The sequence below is a fragment of the Streptomyces sp. NBC_00353 genome, assembly GCF_036108815.1.
Classification (GTDB): Bacteria; Actinomycetota; Actinomycetes; order Streptomycetales; family Streptomycetaceae; genus Streptomyces.
Genome location: NZ_CP107985.1, coordinates 360,721 through 377,486 on the forward strand (window position 1 = coordinate 360,721; position 16,766 = coordinate 377,486).

General features: G+C 69.6%; 14 protein-coding genes. 2 read left to right on the forward strand and 12 right to left on the reverse strand.

Annotation, left to right across the window (positions count from 1 at the left end):
• Positions 1–49: 49 nt before the first annotated feature.
• The 6 genes from OHA88_RS01665 to OHA88_RS01690 all read right to left on the reverse strand — a co-directional run bounded on the left by OHA88_RS01665 (position 50) and on the right by OHA88_RS01690 (position 5,437).
• Positions 50–841 (reverse strand): ABC transporter permease, encoded by a 792-nt coding sequence (locus OHA88_RS01665; protein WP_328623884.1) that lies wholly within the window; start codon positions 839–841, stop codon positions 50–52.
• Complete coding sequence (locus OHA88_RS01670) at positions 838–1,836, reverse strand: ATP-binding cassette domain-containing protein (RefSeq protein WP_328623885.1); 999 nt, start codon at positions 1,834–1,836, stop codon at positions 838–840. The genes OHA88_RS01665 and OHA88_RS01670 overlap by 4 nt, the downstream gene beginning before the upstream one ends.
• 74 nt (positions 1,837–1,910) lie before the next feature.
• Positions 1,911–2,753: a DUF4097 family beta strand repeat-containing protein gene (locus tag OHA88_RS01675; protein ID WP_328623886.1), complete on the reverse strand. Its 843-nt coding sequence runs from the start codon at positions 2,751–2,753 to the stop codon at positions 1,911–1,913.
• An 82-nt stretch (positions 2,754–2,835) separates the two neighbouring features.
• The gene (locus OHA88_RS01680; protein WP_328623887.1) at positions 2,836–3,354 is read right to left on the reverse strand and encodes a hypothetical protein; all 519 of its coding nucleotides are present in this window, start codon (positions 3,352–3,354) and stop codon (positions 2,836–2,838) included.
• A gap of 794 nt (positions 3,355–4,148) precedes the next feature.
• Positions 4,149–4,577: a nucleoside deaminase gene (locus OHA88_RS01685; RefSeq protein WP_328623888.1), complete on the reverse strand. Its 429-nt coding sequence runs from the start codon at positions 4,575–4,577 to the stop codon at positions 4,149–4,151.
• A complete protein-coding gene (locus OHA88_RS01690) occupies positions 4,574–5,437 on the reverse strand; it encodes an LLM class flavin-dependent oxidoreductase (RefSeq protein ID WP_328623889.1) in 864 nt (287 codons plus the stop codon). The genes OHA88_RS01685 and OHA88_RS01690 overlap by 4 nt, the downstream gene beginning before the upstream one ends.
• Positions 5,438–5,531: 94 nt before the next feature.
• Between OHA88_RS01690 and OHA88_RS01695 the strand changes: the two genes are divergently transcribed.
• Positions 5,532–6,032: an Lrp/AsnC family transcriptional regulator gene (locus tag OHA88_RS01695; protein ID WP_328623890.1), complete on the forward strand. Its 501-nt coding sequence runs from the start codon at positions 5,532–5,534 to the stop codon at positions 6,030–6,032.
• A 103-nt stretch (positions 6,033–6,135) separates the two neighbouring features.
• Here the strand turns inward: OHA88_RS01695 and OHA88_RS01700 are convergent, their stop codons facing one another.
• The 4 genes from OHA88_RS01700 to OHA88_RS01715 form a co-directional block, all read right to left on the reverse strand.
• Positions 6,136–6,408 carry a hypothetical protein gene (locus OHA88_RS01700; RefSeq protein ID WP_267007449.1) on the reverse strand — a complete coding sequence of 91 codons (273 nt, stop codon included), beginning with the start codon at positions 6,406–6,408 and terminating at the stop codon, positions 6,136–6,138.
• 821 nt (positions 6,409–7,229) lie between these two features.
• On the reverse strand, positions 7,230–8,582 hold the full coding sequence (locus OHA88_RS01705) for a mycothione reductase (protein ID WP_328623891.1): 1,353 nt from the start codon (positions 8,580–8,582) through the stop codon (positions 7,230–7,232).
• A gap of 1,163 nt (positions 8,583–9,745) precedes the next feature.
• Complete coding sequence (locus tag OHA88_RS01710) at positions 9,746–10,942, reverse strand: epoxide hydrolase family protein (protein WP_328623892.1); 1,197 nt, start codon at positions 10,940–10,942, stop codon at positions 9,746–9,748.
• A gap of 476 nt (positions 10,943–11,418) precedes the next feature.
• Positions 11,419–12,351 carry an NADP-dependent oxidoreductase gene (locus OHA88_RS01715; protein WP_328623893.1) on the reverse strand — a complete coding sequence of 311 codons (933 nt, stop codon included), beginning with the start codon at positions 12,349–12,351 and terminating at the stop codon, positions 11,419–11,421.
• 89 nt (positions 12,352–12,440) lie between these two features.
• Here OHA88_RS01715 and OHA88_RS01720 point away from each other — a divergent pair, with 89 nt between their 5' ends.
• Positions 12,441–13,376 carry an AraC family transcriptional regulator gene (locus OHA88_RS01720; protein ID WP_328623894.1) on the forward strand — a complete coding sequence of 312 codons (936 nt, stop codon included), beginning with the start codon at positions 12,441–12,443 and terminating at the stop codon, positions 13,374–13,376.
• A 311-nt stretch (positions 13,377–13,687) separates the two neighbouring features.
• On the opposite strand, the gene OHA88_RS01725 is transcribed toward OHA88_RS01720, so the two are convergent.
• Positions 13,688–15,118: a dihydrolipoyl dehydrogenase family protein gene (locus OHA88_RS01725; protein ID WP_328623895.1), complete on the reverse strand. Its 1,431-nt coding sequence runs from the start codon at positions 15,116–15,118 to the stop codon at positions 13,688–13,690.
• A 432-nt stretch (positions 15,119–15,550) separates the two neighbouring features.
• On the reverse strand, positions 15,551–16,024 hold the full coding sequence (locus OHA88_RS01730) for a VOC family protein (RefSeq protein ID WP_328623896.1): 474 nt from the start codon (positions 16,022–16,024) through the stop codon (positions 15,551–15,553).
• Positions 16,025–16,766 lie beyond the last annotated feature (742 nt).

A 16,766-nucleotide genomic window follows, 5' to 3' on the forward strand; every position in this document is an offset into this window, starting at 1 on the left:
CGGAGCTGGGGGCCGTGGCCCGCAAGGCTGCTGCCCGGTCCTGCTCCCGCTACTTCGGGTCGCGGTTGAACAGCGACTTGCACCAGAAGTAGCCGAGCACGGCCAGCCCCAGGCACCAGACCATGGTGATCCACCCGTTGTTGCCGATCTCGGTGCCGAGGAGCAGTCCGCGCAGGGTCTCGATGGCCGGGGTGAACGGCTGGTACTCGGCGATCGGCTGGAACCATCCCGGCATCGCGTCGACCGGGACGAAGGCGCTGGAGATGAGCGGCAGGAAGACCAGCGGCAGCGCGTTGTTGCTGGCCGCCTCGGCGCTCGGGCTGACCATGCCCATCCCGACCGCGATCCAGGTGAACGCCAGGGCGAACAGCGCGAGCAGCCCGAACGCCGCGATCCACTCCAGGACCGTGGCGTCCGTGGACCTGAAGCCGATGGCCACGCCGACGGCACCGACAAGAACCACGCTGATGACCGCCTGCAGCACGCTGCCGATGACGTGTCCGATGAGTACGGAGCCGCGGTGGATCGCCATCGTGCGGAAGCGGGCGATGATGCCCTCGGTCATGTCGTTGGAGACGGACACCGCGGTCCCGACCAGGGTGCCGCCAACGGTCATCAGCAGGATGCCCGGGACGAGATACGCGATGTACTGCGAGCGATCGGCGCCGCCACCACCGATGCCCGCGCTCATCACGTCGCCGAAGACGTAGACGAACAGCAGCAGCAGGACGATCGGCGTCAGCAGCAGGTTCAGGGTGAGGGACGGGTAGCGCCGGGCGTGCAGCAGGTTGCGCCGCAGCATCGTGTTCGAGTCGCGTACGGCGAGGGAGAGGGCGCTCATCGGACTGTCTCCTTGGGCTGGTCGGGGACGCTGGAGCTGGTCAGGGCGAAGAACACGTCGTCGAGGTCGGGGGTGTGCACGGTCAGTTCGTCGGCCTCGATGCCGGCGGAGTCCAGCCAGTCGAGGATGGAGCGCAGCTCGCGCTGGCTGCCGCCGCTGGGGATGGTCAGGGACAGTGCCTCGTCGTCGCGGGTTACTTCGCGCAGTGCGGAGGCGGCGCTCTGGTAGGCGGCCGGGTCGGTGAAGCGGAGCCGGACGTGTCCGCCGGGGATCAGCCGCTTCAGCTCGTCGGCGGTGCCTTCGGCGGCGATCTTGCCGTCGTTGAGTACGGCGATGCGGTCGGCGAGCTCGTCGGCTTCTTCCAGGTACTGGGTGGTGAGGAAGACGGTGACGCCGCCGGAGACGAGCTCGCGGATGATCTGCCACATGTTGTGGCGGGAGCGGGGGTCGAGGCCGGTGGTGGGTTCGTCGAGGAAGATGATCCGCGGGTCGCCGACCAGGGTCATGGCGATGTCCAGGCGGCGCTTCATGCCGCCGGAGTAGGTGGAGGCGGGCTTCTTCGCGGCCTCCACCAGGTCGAAGCGCTCCAGCAGTTCGGCGGTGACCCGCCGCCCCTCGCGCTTGGACAGGTGGTGCAGGTCCGCCATGAGGAGCATGTTCTCCTCGCCGGTGATCAGCCCGTCGACGGCGGAGAACTGCCCGGTGACGCCGATCGCGGCCCGGACCCCGTCCGGTGACGTGGCGACGTCGTGGCCGGCGACCTGGGCCTGCCCGCCGTCGGCGGTGATGAGCGTGGACAGGATCTTCACGACGGTGGTCTTGCCGGCGCCGTTCGGCCCGAGCAGCGCGAACACGGACCCGGCCGGGATGCGCAGATCGATGCCGTCGAGGACGGTCTTGTCGCCGTAGGACTTGCGCAGACCGGCGGTGGAGACGGCGGCCGGCAACGGGTGACCGTCACCCCGCCTGGATGTGGGCATGACAGAAGAAGGCATGGAACCCTCCCGTTCGAAGGATGAAGTGGCAGGGGAAGTGAGTGAGTCGAGGATGGTGCGGGGTGCGAAGGCGCTCAGACCTTCGCGCGGCGGACGTCGATGTTGCCGTACCGGGTGCGGGCACGGACCTTGACGGTGTCCTCGGTCTTCTCCGGGGTCTCGGACGCGGTGAGCGTGTTGCGCACCTGGCCGGAGCCCGAGCTGACGTCGAGCCAGGCGGCCGTGCCCTCGCGGACGCCGACCTCGATGGCGCCGTAGGAGGTCTCCAACTGGACGGTGCCGCGGGCCACGTCGCCCACGCGCAGGGTGCCGTGGGCGGTGGTGGCGGTGACCGAGTCCTCGGCGCGCCGGATCTCGATGTCGCCGTTGGCTCCGCTCACCCGCAGCTCGCCGGTGGCGGCGCCGACGGTCGTGGTGCCGTGCGAGTTCTTCAGGACGGCGGGGCCGTCGACGAGGCCGACGCGCAGGCTGCCGGAGCTGGTGGTGATCTCGGCCATGCCCTCGACCCGGTCCACGGTGATCGAGCCGTGCGACGCGGTCAGCTGCAGCGGGCCGGTGGTGTCGAGGCGGACGTCGCCGGACGAGGTCTTCACGCGGACCTCGCCGAGCCGGCCCTCACCGAGCACCTGGACCCAGGCGCCGGTCGTGTCGATGCGCGAGCCCGTGGGCAGTTCGACCGTCACGTCGACGGTGCCGGTGCGGCCGAACAGATTGGACTTGGGTGTCCTGACCGTCAGTACGCCGCTCGTGTACGTGACCTCGGTCTGGCCGGCCGCCCGTACGTCCTGGTCCCGCTTCGGGTCGCGGGGTTGCACCTCGACGACGGTGTCGAGGCGGTCGCCCGCGGTGAACTGGATGGAACCGGCCTCCACGTGCGCCGTGGCCGAGATCGGTTCGGGGGTGTCGAAAGAAGGCATGGCTGTCCCGTCCTCTTGGGTCTTTGGGACGTCCCCGCTGGTGGGACGTGGTGTGGGTGAAGTGGTGCGGGCGGGGGCGCGGCTAGCGCACCCAGCCCGTGAAGCTCTGTCCGATGGTCTGGGTCTTCTCCGTCGTACGCGGCCGGGTGCCGCCGTCGACCGCGGCCGACACGGCGCGCACCAGCCACGCGTTGACCGACAGGCCCTCGCGGCCGGCGACCTCCTCGGCGCGGGCCTTGAGGTGGGCCGGCAGACGCAGGTTGACGCGGGCGGTGCCGCCCTCGTCGCCGTCGGCCGGGACCGGGGTCTTGAGTGGTTCGACGGGCTCGGCCGGCTCCGCGGGGGCGCCTCCGTCGGTGGGCGGCAGTGTCACCACGAAGTCGGGGTCGAGCCCGCGCAGCCGTACGTCGACCGAGCCGGGGGCGAGTTCGCGGGTGATCTCGTCCATCGCGGCGGAGAGCACATTGAGCATGGTCAGCCGGGTCGCCGACTCCAGGGGAGCGGTGAGCCTCTCTGCCAGCTCGCGGGCTTCGTCGCCGCCGGCTTCGGCGGCCACCGCAAGTTCGCGGCGGAGGGTGTCGATATACGGCGTGAGGTCCATGACGCCATAGTGGCACCACAATGGCTCCATGCGCAAGCAGTGCGGCGATATCCGTGGGGCGCCAGCCGACTTAACTACTCTGACCTGCGAAAACATACTGGCGTCCACCTGAGTGATTGTGGCGCCATGGACGCTCATGCGCTTCCGGGAGCGCGGAGTGGCACCGGGTGACGCCGGATGGTGCCAAGCGGTGCCACCCGACATCATGTGACGCCATGCGATGTCGCAAGGGGCGTGGCCCACCCCCCGCCTCGCGGTCTGCCACTGGGCCGAGCCCACCCGAGGCGGCATGATCGGGCCCGCCCGGCCCAGCGGGGGCATGTGCGCGCGTGGGGCCCCGGGTTGAAGGAGCCGGGGCCCCGGCCATCCGCTACGGCAAGACTCCGCGCAGCTACCGGGCCGCGGGGCCAGGTCTCGCGCAGGGCGTGCCGGCGCGCTGCGGAGATGCCGGGCCGGTGTGCTCGGGGCGGCGTTCCAGGTGAGTGGGGTGCAAGGCGGGAGGTGCGGGTGGGCTTGGTGTCGGCGGTGAGGGTGCGGATGCGGTCGGCGGAGTTTCAGCGCGAGTCAGCACAGGGCCGCTCGACCGGCGGCGCCGCCGCGTCCTCGCCGACCTGGCCGACGCCGACGGCACCCCTGCCCGCCATCCGGCCCGGCGTCCTCTTCGAACTACGTGTGCTGGCGGCGCCCTGGGATCCGGGCCGAGGAGGGCCGGGGCCCAGCACCGGGCGGTTGCAGGAGCCGGCGGTCATCGAGGCCAAGAGGAGGAGCCGGGAGACGGCCGCAGTGCCGGACGGTCATCGGTAGTAGCCCTCGACCACGGCCCGCACCTCGTCGAGCAGCGCGGGGCCGTCCTGCGGCACGGGCGGCCGGCCGCTGCCCGGCCTGATGTCCAGAAGCTGTTGGTTGGACAGGGCGAACACCACCCGCCGTAGCCCCGCCTGTTGGATGACCGCCTCGCACATCTCGCACGGCTGGCAGCTGGTGTACATCGTGGTTTCCGCCGCCGTGGCCGTGTCCAGCTCTCTTGCGGCCCACCTCGCCAGCTTCAGTTCCGGGTGCGCGGTGATGTCCTGGTCGGTGAGGGTCGTGTTGTGCTCCTCTGCCACAACCGTTCCGTCCGGTCCCGACAGCAGCGAGCCGAACGGCGGGTTGCCGGCCGCGCGTGCCTGGGCCGCGAGCGCGATGGCCCGCCGGAGGAGGGCGTGGTCGTCGGGTGTGGTCATGACTGCTCCGTTCTGGTGCGGGGTGGGTGCAGGTGCGCGGCCACCGTGTCGAGTGCTTGCCAAGCCGCCTGCGGGTGGCAGGTCTCGCGGGGGTCGCCGTCGTACGGGTCGAGGACGACGGCCTCGGCACCCAGCAGCCGCAGCTGGTCGAGGTCATCCATGATCTGGTCGATGGTGCCCTCACCGGCGAGTCGGCCCGGTCCGCCGACCGGCGCCTCGGTGAGTCTGAGCGCGATCCGGGGGGCCAGGGCGGGCACGGGCAGACGTTGCTCGTCCGCGAACGCCTTCAGCCTGACCGCGGCTTCGCGCAGCCACGGCATGGTGCAGCGCAGAGGATGCCATGCGTCCCCGAGCCGCACGGCGCGGCGCAGCCCCGCGTCGCTGTTGCCGCCGACCCACACGGGGATTCTCCGGTCGCCGTAGGAGGCGGTGTCCGCCCACGCTGCCCGCATGTCCCGCAGGTGCTCGTCGGTCAGTTGTCCACGCCGCTCGAACGGGACCCCGAGGGCGGCGAATTCCTGCCGTGCCCAGCCCACTCCCACGCCCAGGACCAGCCGGCCGCCGCTCAGCTCATCCAGGTTGGCCGCCATCCGGGCGGTGAGCAGCGGGTGCCGGTAGGGAGCGATGAGGACCGTCGTGCCGAGTCGGACCCGGGTGGTGAGGCCGGCCAGCCAGGACAGGGTGGTGAAGGGCTCGTAGAAGGGTGCCGGATAGCGCTCGGCGACGTCGGGCGTGATGGCGATGTGGTCCGAGACCATCAACAGGTCGAAGCCCAGGCCCTCCACGGTCCGGGCCCAGCTCCGAAGGACTCCCGGGTCGCTGCCGGGGCCGAAATTGAGGACGTTGACTCCGATCTTCACGCCGCCGAGCCTAGCCAGGGCGCACCGGACGTCAGAAGGGTTTCCCGCCTGTCCAAAGGGGGTTCGGCCGTGGATCCGCCGGTATTGTGGGCGGATGACCGAGAGTCTTGACGCGACGGACTGGGCGATCCTGGCCGAAGTCCAGCGGGAGGGCCGGATCGCGTTCACGGAGCTGGCACGGCGGGTCAACCTGAGCGCGTCGGCGACGAAGGAGCGGGTGCGGCGGCTGGAGGCGGCCGAGGTGATCACGGGGTACCGGGCGGAGGTGGACCTGGAGCGGACGGGGTACGGGGTGCTCTCGGTGGTCCGGCTGAAATACCCGGGGCCGGGGACCCGGCACGAACCGTTGCGCCGTCTGCTTGAGGAGCGCCCGGAGATCCTGGAGTGCCTGCGCACCACCGGGGACGACTGCTACATCCTCAAAGTGGCGACCACCTCGATGGGCCACCTGGAGGAGATCGTCGACGAGCTGGCCCAGTTCGGGAGCACGACCACCAACCTCGTCCTCAGCCGGACGCTCCCGTTCCGCGGCCCGCGGGTGCCTCGGACCGGCCGCTTCGAGGAATCGCCTCAACACGGTCGGCCACGGCAGTGACGCCGGTCGGCCACGGCCGGGTCAAGGTCATGATCCGAGGACGGCGAACGGTCAGGATTCGGTGGCGCAGGACACCAGCAAGGGGAACGGGTCAGGAGAACGCCTAGAACGGCGGGCAGCCCTCGCCCGAGATCGGCACGATCGTGAACTCACTCTCGTGAGCGTGACTGGCCGGCTCCTGGCGGACTCGACGCTCCTGGCCGTTCGGCATGCACAGCCGGAGCTCGTCGCTGTCGAGCAGGTCAAAGATCCGGCTCGTCGGGACACCGCGCAGACTGCCGCGCCAAGCGTCAGGTCCGGCCATCAGCTCGGCCTGAACGGGGATCTGCAGATGCCCAGCGACCAGCAACGCATCGCCTTGATACCGACTCGCCATGTGTCCCACAGTCCCGCCACCCCCACACGAGGGCAACCGCACGCCCGGCGCTGAGCGCCCGCTCGCTGCCACAGGAACGGGGTGATGAGACTCTTTGAAAATTCCCCGTGCTCAGGGTCTCCCCCGGACCTGCTCACCTTGGCTACCCACCCGAACCGCACTGAGGAGCCCTTGTCCCGGGTGGCTCGCGGTGCCTTCGTGGACGACCAGGAGCGCCCGCGCGCCCGCCGCGGCGGCCTTCGCCCGCTCCTCGATTCCGATGGTGTCGCTGCGCCGCATCATTCATGGCCTTGCCGCGCACGTCCTTCTGGGCCAGCGCCTCAGCCGAACCCTCGCCGGCGAAGACCGCTGCCGGCTTCCGGGTGTCGGCCGGCAGCGGCCTGGCCGCGCGCTCGACCGGCAGGCCGAGTGTCTGACTACGCTGTAGCGTCGCCCCGCATCAAGACGGGCAGCCTCGGACGCTCGCGAACGGTTCTCGCCGGTTACTGCCAGATCCGTGCCAGAACGGAGAGCGCTTTTTCGGCCAGTGCTCGCGGCTCTCGCGGGTGGAGGCCGCTCAGGTGAATCCTCCCCGGCTGAAGCCGGGGATACCCACCCAGGACAATCGGAGGGCGCCGCGCGCAGGCACGGGACCGTCGGCGCCCGGCGGGCCGCGACCGGTGACTGTCAAGGACCGCGGCTCCGCTCAGGCGTGGGACTACGTGCGATGCAACTCCCGCGGGAGCATCTGCGCATACGACCCGGCGGTCGGCGCGAATGTCCTTGCGTGTACTGGTGCGACGGCGGACCCACGTCGCTCTCGTCGAACCTGCGCCGTACGACTACAGGTCCAGCAGGGCCTGTTCGACAGCTTCGGTCAATGCAGGGTGGATATACAGCACGTCCCGGCCGATCCGGTCCACCGTCAGGCCCAGCGTCATCGCCTGGATCAATGGCTGAATGAGCGTCGCAGCCTGCGGGCCGATGATGTGCGCGCCAAGGATCGTACGGTCAACAGGGTTCGCCAGGACTTTCACGAAGCTGGTGGTGTCCTCCAGAGCCCACCCGTATGCGGTCTCTGCGTAGTCACGGACACTCACCAGGTATTCGATCTTGCGACGGCGCGCCTCCTGCTCGGTCAGTCCGACACTCGCGATCTGCGGGCTTGTGAAGACCGCATGCGGGGCGACCTTGTTGGCCAGCGTGCGCACGTCCTGCGGATGGAGCACGTTGTGCCGCACGAGCCGCGACTCGGCATTGGCCATGTGCTTGAGCTGGAAGTGGTTCACCACGTCGCCGAGCGCCCAGACCCCCGGTACAGAGGTGCGGTAGGCGCTGTCGGTCACGATGTGGCCGTGTTCGTCGAGTTCCAGCCCGCCTGCGGCCGCGTCCAGCCGGTCGCTGTTGGGGCGGCGGCCGACACACACCAGCAGCGTCGCCGCCCGCACGACATGGTCGCCCCCCGGACAGGTCACGGTGACTGCGACGCCGTCACCATCCCGTTCGACAGAGGTGACGGCAGCATCGACAAGTACGCGATGTCGCTGCGATACGAGTTCGGTGAACCGCGCCGACACCTGCTCGTCCTCCGCCATCAGCAGGCGCGGCCCCCGCTGCACGATCGTGATATCCGTGCCGAATGCACCGAATACATGGCTGAACTCGGCCGCGATGAAACCTCCACCGACGACGGCCATGGATGCGGGCACGTCGTCGATCCGCATGATGGTGTCCGAGGTGTGGTACGGCACGGTGTCGAGTCCAGGGATGTCCGGCACCACAGGCCGTGACCCGACCGCGACGATGAACGTGTCAGCGGTGATCTGCTCGGTTCCGACCTGCAGCACCCGCGGCGCGACGAATCGGCCCTCTTCGGTGTACACGTCGACGCCGTTTTCCCTGCGGTAGTTCAGCGCGCTGTCGTGCAGGGGATCGATATGGTGGAACACCCGGTCGCGGATGGCTTTCCAGTCGATGGGCTCAACGGTCGTATTGACGCCGAGCCGCGCTGCCGCCCGCGCGCCCTCGACCGCGTCGGCGGTGACGACGAACATCTTGCTCGGGATGCAGCCCCGGTTGAGACATGTGCCGCCGAAGCGGTCCGGTTCCACGATGGCGACGCGCAGATGAGCGAACCCGTCGAGCAGCATGTTGCCGCTGCCCGTCCCCAGAACCACAAGATCGTAATGCTGCATGCCCGTCCACCTTCCGCCGGCGAAATTCTGGCCTTACGGGCATGGCCTCCCGGGAGACCGCGAGTCCGTTCCATCCCGATTCTGACCTCGCGGCCCTTTCCGTGCACGTCCCGACGGCTCATCGTGTCGCCGTGTCCTGTCGGCGGCCGGAATGATCGAGCCCTGTGAGCGCGGCCGGGAGCGCTGTGGTACGGCGACGCCGCCCTTGTCCGGCGAGCCAGAGGTCTCGCAGGCGTTCGGACGCTGCTCCCCCGCTGTGCCGGCCCTTCGCGTAGTCCGTGACGGCCGGCAGCCACGAGGCGTCGACGGGCAGAGCTGCTGCCCAAGGACATGCGTTCTCCGGAAATGACGGTGACTCCTCCCCCTCGTAAACGAGGCGGCTTCTCACTTGACCGCACTGGGTCTCATGACGGCCAAGCCCTGACCGCTGCCGAAGCAGGATCGCACCGTACTACGCCGCTTCGCGGCTCCGGGTCTCAGGATGCGTTTCCCGCCCGGCCTGAAGGCCGGGATTCCCACGCAAGATCTGGGATGGCACCCTTCCGGGGCGGAAGGGTTCACAACTGCTGGGCACACAAGCCGCTTTGGCGAACATGGGCACGATGGAGTGAACGGTGCGACGATCGGTGGGTGTGTCTGGCGGGGTGTGCGTAGCGTGCTCGGTGCGATCTGGGACGCCGGGTGTGGCGTCAGCGGTCGGGGCCCCCGTGTCACCAGCGAGATGGTGCGGGGCCTCCCCGTCGCCTCTGGCCACACCCCTATGGCCAGGTCGTAGGGATCCCGCCCGCCCGGGACGGACCGCATACGGGATATGCGTCGCCGACCGGGACGCGAAAGCGGAGGACCAGCGCGCCCAACACCGTTCGGGGCGCGCCGGTGAGTCAGGACTCACTCCTGCTCACTGCCCAGGAACGGTGCTGTGGGGAGTCTGCGTCACCGACATGGCGGCCGCTGCAAAGGGACAGAGCGTGGGGATGTGATCTCCGGCGTCCGCACGCGCCGGCGGGAAACCGCACATGATGTGCCGGTGGCGCGCCCGGAGTGAGCTCGTGGACGAGACGCTCGGGGCGGCCGTGGGCCCCGGGGCGGCCGGGTGGCTCGGTGTCGAGCCGCCTGGCCGCCCCGTCGAGCGAGGGCGTGTGTTGTCGGTCGGGCGCGGTCGGTCAGCGCATGGGGCGGAAGCCGGTGCGGACCTCGTTCACGAAGTACTCCGGCTGCTCCCAGGCGGCGAAGTGGCCGCCCTTGGGGAGCCGGTTGTAGTGGACGAGGTTGGGGTAGGCCTGCTCGGTCCAGCTCTTGGGGGCCTGGTAGAGCTCGTCGGGGAAGGCGCTGACGGCGACCGGGAGCTTGACGTTGTTGATACCGAAGAACGAGGTCGTGTTCTCCGCATACAGACGGGCCGCGGAGATCGCCGTGTTGGTCAGCCAGAACAGCGTGATGTTGTCCAGGACGTCGTCCCGGGACAGGCCCTCGGTCACCCCGTCGAAGGACCGGGAGATCATGGCCAGGCTCTTCGCGTCGTGGTCGAGCATGAACGCCGCCAGACCGACCGGGGAGTCCGCCAGCCCGGTCAGCGACTGCGGGCGGTCCCCCATCATGTATGCGTAGTAGACGTGCTTGTAGGTGAAGCCCAGCTGCTCGACGGCCACCTTCTCCTCGTCGGAAAGCGACAGACCCTCGGGCAGCGGGTCACCCTTGGCGAGCGCGGCATCGATGCCGGCCGGGATCACCTTGGGCATGTTGGTGTGGATGCCCACCAGACCCTCGGGCTCCTGCGCACCCATCAGGTCGGTGACGATCGCACCCCAGTCGCCGCCCTGCGCCACATACTTGGTGTAGCCCAGGCGCTTCATCAGCTCACCCCACGCACGGGCGATGCGCTCCGGGCCCCAGCCCTTCTCGGTGGGCTTGCCGGAGAAGCCGTAGCCGGGCATCGACGGGATGATCACGTGGAAGGCGTCCGAGGCGTCGCCGCCGTGGGCCGTGGGGTTGGTGAGCGGCTCGATGATCTTCAGCTGCTCGATGACCGAACCCGGCCACCCGTGCGTCACGATCACCGGCATGGCGTTCTCGTGCTTCGAGCGGACGTGGACGAAGTGGATGTCCAGCCCGTCGATCTCGGTGATGAACTGCGGGTAGGAGTTCAGCTTCGCCTCGACCTTGCGCCAGTCGTACTCCGACGCCCAGTAGTGCGCCAGCTTCTGCATCGTGGCCAGCTGGGTGCCCTGCGACTGGTCGACGACAGTCTCCCTCTCCGGCCAGCGCGTGGCCTCGATGCGCGCCCGCAGGTCCTTGAGGTCCGCCTCGGGGAACTCGAACGTGAACGGACGAATCGCATGCTGGTCAGAGGTAACAGACATGGTGGTCTCCTTGATGTCTCAATGAATTGCAGGTGAGGCGGGATTCGGCGACGGGTTCGCAGACGTTTTTGCGACGCGTCGATCCCACTGGCCGGCGCTGGGACCGTGTGGCCCTCTCCTGCTTTCCGGCGCATTTCCATGCTGGGCCTGGGCTGCCCCATCGGTAATCCGGAATGTGACCTGGGCTCCGCACGGGGTGGTGGCGTCTTCCTAGGTAACTTGACGCGGTACGCCGGCAGGCGTCATGACAGTCATGCGGCTCAGTGCCGCCGGCGTCACCGTGGTGAGGGGACGGACAAGCAGGGTCGCCGCTTCACCGCGTGCCGTCATGAAGAGGCTCACGTAACAGGGCGGGTCCTGGGACTGTCCAGCGGTCCCGTGTCGGCGTACTCGTCAAGGTGCTCAGCCAGGTACACGGGAACGTGCCCAGCGACTGGCCGGCGCGGGACCCGAGATCAAGGTCCGGCCGCCTGGGCTCAAGGGATGACGATGACCTTGCCTCGGGTCCGTCCGGCTTCGCTGAGGTGATGGACGTCTGCGAGGTCGGTCAGTGGCCGCGACTCGCTGATGTCGATGCTGAGCGCGGCCGCGTCGACGAGTTCCACGAGCGCCGCAAGATGTGCGACATCGTTGCGGGCGACCATGTGCATCGCGCTCACCCCGGCGTCGGCAGCCGGCTCGATCGGGGTTGCGATCGAGATGATCCTCCCGCCGCGCCGCACCAGAGGCGCCAGAGCTGCGGCGCCCGGCGGGCTCAGCGGGACCAGGTTGAGCAGAGTGTCCACCGGACCGTCGAGCGCGGCGCTCACCGGCCTGGCGGTGTAGTTGATCACTTGATCCGCCCCCTGCCGCAGGACCACCTCGGTGCTCCGAGGACTGGCCGTGGCGATCACCTCCGCCCCCGCGTACTTGGCGAGCTGCGTCACGAAGCCTCCGACGCCGCCACCCGCACCGTTTACCAGCACCCGCTGACCAGCGGCCACCTTCCCGTGCTCGAACACCGCCTGCCAGGCCGTCAGTCCGGCCACGGGAAGGGCTGCAGCGTTCGCGAGAGGGATGGACGCCGGCGCGGCGACCAGCACGGCAGCGGGCGCGCGGACGTACTCGGCAGCCGCACCCCCGCTGTCGAGCCGCCCGATGACCCGGTCGCCGACGGCGAAGCCCTCCGTCCCTGCGCCGATCTCGGCCACAGTGCCGGCGACGTCCCAGCCGAGCGTGTAGGGCAGGTCCACGGGGAAGAACGCGTGCAGCAGTCCGGCGCGCAGAGCGGCCTCGGTGGGATTGAACGAGGTCGCGGCGACATGGACAAGCACTTCACCGAAGGCGGGCCGCGGACGGGGGACGGCGTCGTAGCGGACCACGGAGGCATCGCCGTACTCGTGGATTCGCGTGGTCTTCATCATCGTCATGCCGCGAATCTACGACCGCACTCGGAGACGATCCATGCGCCAGACCGCCCAGTTCATGCGCGTGCGTCTCGCACCCGTACTCTCGGCGCATGGATGTACTCAGCGACGTAGTCGCGGTGACACGGACCGGCCGGCCCCGGTCGGCGCATGTGCGGTGGCATGCCCCGTGGGGACAGGAGTTCGCCTCCGTCCCCGGGTCGGCGGGCTTCCAGGTGATCCTGCAGGGTTCCTGCTGGCTGCTGCCTCCGAACGCGGAGCCCGTCCAACTGGGCACGGGCGACGTGGTGTTCCTCCCCCACGGCAGCGGGCACACCCTGGCCGACAGCCCCGAATCCCTCGTGACAGCCTCTGCATGCGGCCCCGACAACCACGAGCAGTACGACGCCTACGCCTCGGACAGCGTCGACCGGAGCGGAGACGGCGGTCCGGTCACCGTAGTGCTCTGCGGGGCCTACCAGCTCGACCCGTCCCGCACTCACCCGCTGCTGCTGACCCTCCCGGATCTGATCCACTTGCCGGCACACTCGGGCCGCCATCCCGAGTTGCGCTCAGCCGTGCAACTCCTGGCCGCCGAGATGGAGTACCCGCGTCTGGGCACGGACGCAGTCGTCCCCGCCCTCCTGGACACACTGCTGCTGTACATCCTGCGCATCTGGTTCACCGAACAGCCCGCCCGAGGAGACACCACCGGATGGGCCGCCGCACTGAACGACCCACCGGTCACCGCCGCCCTCCACGCCATCCACCGAGACCCGGCAGCACCCTGGACCGTGGCGAAACTCGCTGCGGAAGCCGGACTCTCCCGGGCACCGTTCGCCAGACGCTTCGCCCTGCTGATCGGCCAACCGCCCCTCGGCTACCTGACCTGGTGGCGGATGACCACGGCAGCGCGCCTGCTACGCACATCGGACGCACCGTTGAGATCCATCGCTGCCCAGGTGGGCTACACATCCGAGTTCGCCTTCGCCAACGCGTTCAAACGCACGCACGGGACCGCACCCGGAGCGTACCGGCGGAACAGCTGATCCGGAGCGGCAAACCTGAGCACGTTCAGTCGTACGCGGCTGGGCACATTCAGGTGTACGCCGACATCCCGCCCCGTGCGCCGGTGCCGGTGCCATGGACCGGCAACAGTTTTGTGATCTTCGGTCGTCATCAAGTGGTCCTCAACCCGGGCCAGTTGTGGCGCACGCGCACTCAGACGCAGACGCAGACGCAGACGGGCGATACCTGCCGGAGGGCTTTCCGGCTGGGCTCGCCGGCGTTGGGGAAACAACGGCCGTGCGGCGAACCGCCGGAAAGCTGGTCGGGTCCGGGCGTCCCGCAGTGGCTGCCTTCAGCCTCGGTGGGTTTCCAGCAGTCGCAGCCAGATTTCGCCGAGGGTGGGGAAGGCGGGGACGGCGTGCCAGAGCCGGTCGAGGGGTACCTCGCCGGCGACGGCGATGGTGGCGGAGTGCACCAGTTCCCCGACGCCGGGTCCGGCGAAGGTGACGCCCACCACGGTGTTGCGGTCGGTGTCGATGAGCATGCGGGCCCGGCCGCGGTAGTCCTCGCCGTACTGGTGGGCGCCCGCAACGTGTGCGAGGTCGTAGTCCACCACCTCGATCCGGCGCCCGCTCTGTTCGGCCTCGCGGCTGGTCAGACCGACGGAAGCGACCTCGGGGGTGGTGAAGACAACCTGCGGGACGGCCACGTGGTCAGCGGTGGCGACATGCGCGCCCCAGGGCGCGTCGTCGACCGGTTCCCCGTTGGCGCGGGCCCCGATGACAGCGCCGGCGATCCGGGCCTGGTACTTGCCCTGATGCGTCATCAGGGCGCGGCGGTTGACGTCGCCGACGGCGTAGAACCAGCCGTCGGCGACGTCGGTCACTCGGAAGGTGTCGTCCACCTTCAGCCAGTCGCCCGGGGTGAGACCTATCGTCTCCAGCCCCAGGTCCCAGGTCCGCGGAGCACGGCCGGTGGCCAGCAGGATCTCGTCCGCCACCAGATGCCCGCCATCGGCCAGGGTGATCTGGACCTCGCCGCCCTCGCGCGCCAGAGAGGTCACGGAGGTTTCGAACCGGATATCGACACCGGCCTCCCGCAGACCGTCGGTCACCAGCTCGCCGGCGAACGGCTCCATCCGCTGCAGCAACGCGTCCTCGAGGACCAGCATGGTCACCTGGGAACCGAGCGCCTGCCAGGCGGTGGCCATCTCGACGGCCACCACACCGCCGCCGACCACGGCCAGACGGCCGGGGACCTTGCCCGCACTGGTCGCCTCACGGCTGGTCCAGGGGCGAACGGTGTCCAGGCCCGGGATAGGGGGCAGAGCCGCGCCGGTTCCGGTGGAGACGGCCACCGCGTGCCGGGCGGTCAGGGCGACGGTGTCGCCGTCGGGAGTCTGCACCGACACCTGCTTGGGACCGGTGAGGCGGCCATGGCCGCGGATCAGATCGACGTCGACCGAGTCCAGCCAGTCGACCTGGTCCTCGTCCTTCCAGTACGAGGACATCTTGTCGCGGTGCGCGAGAACCGCCTCGACGTCCAGCGGCCCGGCCACCGCCGGGTTGAGTCCGGGTATGCGGCGTGCGTCGGCGCGCGCCACCACCGGGCGCAGCAGCGCCTTGCTGGGGTCACAGGCCCAGAACGAGCACTCCCCGCCGAGCAGTTCACGCTCCACGATCACGGTACTGAGACCGGCGGCACGGGCACGTTCGGCCACGTTCTCACCGACCGGCCCAGCGCCGATGACAATCACATCGTAGGTGCGGGTGGTCTCGTTCATTACTGCTCCATTCATCACTGCTTCTGCAACTCAGGTGGATTCGGCGGCCCGGCACCTGGCCGCGCGCTGTTCCCCCGCTTTCACCGGGGAGATCCGCAAGGGCTGCAGTGCTCGGTTGATGCGGTTGCGTGCTCTCCGGACCGCTGGTGCCGGGGCGCGCCTTCGCGCCTGGCGGTTCGGTGCCGACGTGCTCTCCGGACCGCCGGTGCCGGGGCGCGCCTTCGCGCCTGGCGGTTCGGTGCCGACGTGCTCTCCGGACCGCCGGTGCCGGGGCGCGCCTTTGCGCCTGGCGGTTCGGTGCCGGCGCCCTGGGCCGGGTCGGTGCCGCCGTCCGGTGTCCGGCTTTGCGGGTGCTGTGGCCAGGGCCTGAAAGGGGGTGGCCGCGGTCCGGGTCGGTCATGACCGTTGCACCGCCGGGTGGTTGATGCGGTGTCAGCGGCCGGGGGCCCGGTTCACCACTTCCTGGAGCACCCAGCCGTTGCCGTCGGGGTCGCTGAAGGTGAGGTAGGAGCCGTAGGAGGCGCGGTCGGGGTGCGGGCCGGTCCGTCGTTCCTGGCCTGCGCCGCGGTGGACGGCGGTTCCGACGTCGTGGCCGTGGTGGAGGAGTCCTCCGGCGTCGTGGAACACCTCGCTCACGTCGATGCCGCGGCTGGTGAGCTCGGCGTGGGCCTCTTCGATGTCGGTGACGATGAGGTACAGGCTCTGGATCGCGCCGGGGGCGGTGGAGGTCATTCCCTCGCCGAAGATGATCGAGCACTCGGAGCCGGGCGGCGTGAGGTGGACCACCCGGAAGTCGTCACTGGCCGTGTAGTCGACGTCCAGGCGGAATCCCAGCGCTTCGTAGAAGGCCTTGGTCCGGTCGATGTCGGAGACGGGCAGCACGATCATTTCGAGCTTCAGATCCATGGGGATGTCCTTGTTTGTTGGCGTCGGTGAATTTCACACATCCGTGCGTCACCGGTTCTTCTGGTGATTGCGGCATTCGGGGCGACAGGTGCGGCCCCGGCTCGCTGTGGTGAACGGCCGGGATGGGCGGTGGGGTGGCTCATCCTGCGGTTCAACCTGATAAGAAACCTATCTGACACTTAAATCGTGTGCAAGTAAAACTTGAAAACTGAGAGTGTGGCAAAGGAAACATCCGGCGGCGGCCCCGGCCTCCGGGGCCGGGTGGCGGCCGTCCCGGACGCGGCCGAGTCCGGGGCCGGGGCGGGGTTCGGGGTGCACCCCGGGCGGCCGCCGGTACAGTCGGCGCGTGCGGGACCTTCGGGGAAGCTTCCGCGAGGCGGTCATCCTGCGGTGCGAGCCCGGCGGCGCCGACACGGCGTCCGGAGTTTCAGCGCTCCGGAGGGCCGCTTCTCACGCGGCCCACGGTTTCGACGGGAGGCACACCGTCTCGCCCGCATCGCCGATCAGCATGTCGAGCCCGCCCGCTCCCGGCGACGGCGTCCCCGGCCGAGCCGGTCCGTCACGGCGGGAGCCGGGCGAAGGCCCACCGGAAGATCCTCAAAGACGTGGAGGGATGCGGGCCACACAGGCACCGGATGGCCGCGACCGGCCCGGCTCGAGGGCGCGCCGACGAACAGGATCCTGGGATACTCCGCACACCGGCCGCCTGCAGTGCACCGAGCCATCGACGAGCGGACCCCCG